Here is a 5,092-nt window from a genome sequence, read left to right on the forward strand (position 1 = left end):
TAGTATAGCACTGTGCAAATCATCAGCAAGGGCATCCTGCGGATGCCGCGCTATCCATCCGCTCACTAAAAGTAAGCGGTTTTTCGCGCTGATTGATAATGTATGTGGACCGCAGGAAGCCACCGTGCCCAACGCCAACCGCCGCAAGCTGCCTATTGGCATCCAAACGTTTTCAGATATTCGGGAAGGAAATTATTACGGCAAAGCGCTTGGTCAGATCAAACACAAAGGCAATGTTTTATGCTGCTGGTTCTTCTTGGTGTGGTTTTGCCGTCAAGTCCATACCCAGTGCACGCATGACGGCCAACATCGTCTTCAGCGTTGGATTGCCTTGCTCGCTGAACGAACGATAGAGCTGCTCACGGGAGAGGCCGGTTTCGCGAGCAAGCTCTGTCATTCCTTTAGCGCGCGCTACGATACCCATCGCTTTAGCAACATAAGTGGCATCTCCGGTTTCCAGCGCATCAGCGAGAAAGAGCGCGATGGCTTCATCGTTCTCTAAGGCTGCTGCTGGGTCATAGTCGTAAATCTTATCGCTCATGATTCCTCCCATTCTGCTGCCAGACGCTGCGCTGTATCGATATCGTTTTGCTGAGTGCTTTTATCGCCACCACACAACAGGATGACAAGCTCATTACCGCGTTGTTTAAAATAGACACGATATCCTGGGCCATGATGAATACGCAGTTCACTGATGCCTTGACCAACGGGTTTTACATCGCCAGTCAATCCGTTGGCCAGCCTGAAAATACGGGCGGCAATCAGTGCTTTGGCGCGCGAATCGCGGAGCTTGCGTTCCCACCGTCGGTAAGTGTCGGTTTGTTTAATAGCGAGCATAAAGATATTGTAGTTCTTAGACTACATGCGTGCAAGGCATGAAAAAATGGGGTTGCCCAGCGAGTCAGTGCCGTGCGCAAAGTATACTACTGAGAAGAAGCCTGATACGTCTCTTCCAGCATGGATTCAAGCTCAGGCCATACGTTATCTAGGATAATGGGTTGGGCCTCGGCAGTGGGGTGAATACCATCGCTCTGCATCAGCTGTTTATTAAGCGCGATATCTTCCAGCAAGAAGGGCACCAGCGGAATATCGTACTCATCCGCGAGCGAATGAAAGACACTGGTAAATGCATCGCGGTAGGCTTGACCGTAATTAGGCGGAATATCGATACCCAGCAACAGTACCTCAGCATCGGCTTGTTGGCTCTGCTCAATCATGGTGGCGAGATTGGCGCGCATTTGGGCCGGTGGTAAACCGCGCAGGCCATCGTTGCCGCCCAGCTCTAAAAGAACGATACCCGGCTGCTGCTGTCCGATAATATCGGCAAATCGCTGGGCACCGCCTGAGGTGGTCTCGCCGCTAATGCTGGCATTGACGACGTGCGCTTCACCGTCAAGGCGCTCTGCCAGCAGCGTGACCCAGCCCTGCTCCTGCTCAATACCGTACGCCGCGCTCAAGCTGTCGCCCATCACGAGGAGCGTTGGTAGGTGCTCTTCAGACGTGTTGGCGTATAAAGGGGCAGCACCCAAGAATATGATCAGCATGACGGCGCTAGACACACCACGCCGGGTGGCCGTTTGCCCCCGCTGAAAGGCCAGTGTCTGACGAAACAGTTTTTGAATTGCTTGTTTTTGAATTGCTAAAGGGAATCCACGTTTCATGCCTCACTCCTCTGACCCAATATCCAATACCACGACCCAAGATGCGGCTTCGTCCAACACCGACTCATCAGCGGCCCAGAAGGTTCCCCATGAAGCGGTGAGCCAGCCAGTGCTGCACGCGGAAAAGCTGGCCAAACGAGTGACCAGCGGTGAACGCACGCTAACCATTTTACACGACCTGTCGTTAAGCGTGGCGGCGGGGGAGAGCGTGGCTATTTTGGGTAAAAGCGGGGCGGGTAAGTCGACGCTGCTAGGCCTGTTGGCCGGGTTGGATACGCCCAGCGACGGTGAGTTGACGCTTTTCGGCCATGCGCTGAGCCGCCTGGATGAAGATGGCCGCGCCGCACTGCGGGCAGGGCGAGTGGGGTTCGTGTTTCAAAACTTTCAGCTGTTGCCGACCCTCAGCGCGCTGGAAAACGTGCTGCTGCCGCTAGAACTCTCTCCCCGCGCCGGAGAAACCCGTACTGCTCAGCAGTGGTTGGAGCGTGTAGGGCTTGGCGAGCGGACTTCCCACCAGCCCAAACAGCTCTCTGGCGGTGAACAGCAGCGTGTCGCCATTGCGCGTGCCTTCGTGACCGACCCTGAGCTGGTGTTTGCCGATGAGCCGACTGGCAACCTGGACCCGGATACCGGCGCGCAGATCATCGACCTGCTCTTCACGTTGAATAAAGAAGCGGGCACGACGCTGATTCTCGTCACCCACGACCACGCCTTAGCGCGCCGCTGCGACCGCTGCCTGCGTCTGACCAACGGCCAGCTCGTCCCGTTCGAGCCAGCCCCAGCCAACAGCGGGGAAGGCGATGAGTGATATCAACTGGCGTTTGGCCGCTCGGAGCTTAAAGCGCGACCTGCGTGCGACGGATGTACAGGCGCTGTTTGTGGCGCTGGTTCTGGCGGTGGCCGCGTCCACCATGATTGCCTTCTTTCTTGATCGCTTGGAGCGCGGCCTTGAGCGCCAAGCCGGGCAGATGTTGGGGGGCGATTTAGTGCTTGAACAGCGCGACCCTTTCCCTGAAGAGCTGCGCAATACGCTAGAGCAGGCGGGTTTTACACTGAGCGACCAAGTGGGTCTGGTCTCCATGATCAGCCAGGGGGAGCGCTTCCAGCCCGCCAGCCTCAAAGCGGTGGATGACGTGTACCCGCACTACGGTGTTTCTCACGTAGATAGGGGCAACGGCGTTGAGCAAATCGCCTCTGGCCCACCTGCAGGCGAAGCCTGGGCAGACCCACGGTTAGCCGAGCTGATCGAGATAGAGATTGGCGACCGCGTGCAGGTGGGGCAAACGGAGCTGACTATTAGCGGAATTATCGAACGCGAAGCGGACCAATCCGCAGGTTTTGGTAACTTTAACCCGCGCTTGATGCTCAATACCGCTGACCTTGAGGCCACTGGCCTGGTGCAGCCAGGGTCGCGCATTGAGTTTGAACTGCTCGCCGCCGGGCCGCCCGCTGCGTTAGATCAGGTGCAAGGCTTGTTGGCACAGCTACGGCGCGACGGCGTAGAGGTGCGTGATGTGCGGGTAGACCGCCCGCAGTTGGGTAATGCCCTGCAACGTGCGGAAAGCTACTTAGGCCTTGCCGGATTAGCAGCGGTGCTGTTGGCTGGGGTGGCGGTTGCTATGTCGACCCGCCGCTACGTAGAGCGTCACCTGGATACCGCCGCGCTGCTGCGCTGCTTTGGTGCCAGCCAGTATCAGCTTGTGACGATTTTCAGCCTGCAACTGATTGGGTTGGCATTCATGGCCTCCCTCATTGGCGCGCTGCTGGGCTTGGTCGGCCAAGCCGTACTGCTGTGGCTATTAACGAGCTTTCTGCCCATGACGCTGCCACCCCCTGGCATTATGCCGCTGTGGCTCGGCATCTTCACCGCGCTAGCGGTGCTGGTCGGGTTTGCAGGGCCAACGCTGCTGCGTATCAAGCAGGTGAGCGCGCTTAAAGTCCTGCGCCGAGAGCTGGACCCGTTACCGCCCGCCGCTTGGCTAGTAGTCGGCGTGGCCGGTACGGTGTTTGGTGGCCTGCTGTGGCTCTACTCCGGCAGTTTCTCTCTGGCCCTCGCCCTACTGATTGGCGGCTCGGCGCTGCTTGCGCTGCTGTGGGGCGTCAGTTCCGTGTTGTTAAATGGTTTACTCCGCGCCGTGCAGCGCCTTAAGGGCGGCGGCGAGTGGGTTCAGGCATTTCGCTTGGGCGGGCGTCAACTGGCCCGCCGCAAGCAGGCGGGGCTTGGCCAACTGCTGGCATTTTCGGTCACGTTTTTTGCCATGGCGATGATCGTCCAGGTGCGTGGGGATCTGCTCACTACTTGGCAACATCAACTGCCAGAAGACACCCCCAACTACTTTGCCATCAACATTCAGCCCGGCGAGCGGGATGCGTTCGAGCAAGCGGTGGCACCTCGGGTCGATACCCAAAGCACCCTTTACCCCATGGTGCGTGGGCGTATTACCGAGATTAACGGACAAGCGCCCAGAGATGCGGTGCCCGCCGATGCCCGAGGCGACAACTCGCTGCGCCGTGAACTTAACCTGACGTGGCAATCCGAACTACCCGAAGGCAACCAAGTGGTGGCAGGGCAGTGGTTCACACCCGCCAGTGAGCCAGAAGGCTGGATGAGCGAAGTGGACGCGACGCCTTCTAGCGACTCAGAAACTGTTCCCATTTCGGTGGAGGATGGTTTGGCTGAGCGTCTTGGTTTGGGCTTAGGGGACGAAATCACCTTCGCCGTAGGCAGCGACAGCATCAAAACGCGCATCGAAAGCCTGCGCAGCCTGAACTGGGATAGCTTTAACCCGAATTTCTTCGTGATCTTCCCGCCCGGCGTGCTGGAATCGTTCGGCCATAGCTTCATTACCGCTTTCCATCTGCCAGACGAAGAGCAGGGCTTGGTGCGCGAGCTGGTTAGCGACTTCCCCGGCGTCTCGCTGCTCAACGTAGATGCCATCCTAGGGCAGGTGCGCGATGTATTGACCCAAGTGACTCGCGCGGTAGAGCTTGTGCTAATTCTGGTGTTGTTGGCGGGCGTGAGTGTGCTCTACGCCGCGCTCACCGCCAGCCGCCCGGTACGCGCCCATGAAAGTGGCCTACTGCGGGTATTTGGTGCAGGCAACCGGATGATCTCCCGCGTGCAAGGGGCTGAATACGCGCTGCTCGGATTCGCCAGCGGCCTGCTAGGGGCGGTCCTGGCGGAACTGGCTACTGCCGCGCTCTACCTCTACTGGCTCGATTTAACCCCACGCCTGCACCTCGGCCTATGGCTAGCACTCCCCATCGGCGGCGCGCTGCTGATAGGTATCATCGGCCACGCGCTCTCCTACAGCCTACGACGCCAAGCCCCCGCCGCCAGCTTAGGGCTGCTAGGTGAAGCTTAATCTACAGCCTTGACATCCTCCCCTCCCTCAGCTTGCGCTGCCGTCTAGCGACGGAAAGGAAGGGGA

General features: G+C 58.5%; 5 protein-coding genes. 2 read left to right on the plus strand and 3 right to left on the minus strand.

Going from position 1 to position 5,092, the window contains the following annotated elements; translation table 11 throughout:
* Positions 1-238: 238 nt before the first annotated feature.
* The 3 genes from BIS10_RS17270 to BIS10_RS17280 form a co-directional block, all read right to left on the minus strand.
* A complete protein-coding gene (locus BIS10_RS17270) occupies positions 239-541 on the minus strand; it encodes an addiction module antidote protein (RefSeq protein ID WP_054641079.1) in 303 nt (100 codons plus the stop codon).
* On the minus strand, positions 538-837 hold the full coding sequence (locus tag BIS10_RS17275; protein ID WP_044630744.1) for a type II toxin-antitoxin system RelE/ParE family toxin: 300 nt from the start codon (positions 835-837) through the stop codon (positions 538-540). The genes BIS10_RS17270 and BIS10_RS17275 overlap by 4 nt, the downstream gene beginning before the upstream one ends.
* A gap of 86 nt (positions 838-923) precedes the next feature.
* Complete coding sequence (locus BIS10_RS17280) at positions 924-1,544, minus strand: arylesterase (protein WP_062363545.1); 621 nt, start codon at positions 1,542-1,544, stop codon at positions 924-926.
* 115 nt (positions 1,545-1,659) lie between these two features.
* Here BIS10_RS17280 and BIS10_RS17285 point away from each other — a divergent pair, with 115 nt between their 5' ends.
* On the plus strand, positions 1,660-2,469 hold the full coding sequence (locus tag BIS10_RS17285; protein ID WP_044630745.1) for an ABC transporter ATP-binding protein: 810 nt from the start codon (positions 1,660-1,662) through the stop codon (positions 2,467-2,469).
* The gene (locus tag BIS10_RS17290) at positions 2,462-5,026 is read left to right on the plus strand and encodes an ABC transporter permease (RefSeq protein WP_253507150.1); all 2,565 of its coding nucleotides are present in this window, start codon (positions 2,462-2,464) and stop codon (positions 5,024-5,026) included. Before BIS10_RS17285 ends, BIS10_RS17290 begins: the two co-directional genes overlap by 8 nt.
* The last annotated feature ends 66 nt before the right edge of the window (positions 5,027-5,092 follow it).

The organism is Halomonas sp. 707B3 (assembly GCF_024158645.1).
GTDB lineage: Bacteria > Pseudomonadota > Gammaproteobacteria > Pseudomonadales > Halomonadaceae > Vreelandella > Vreelandella lionensis.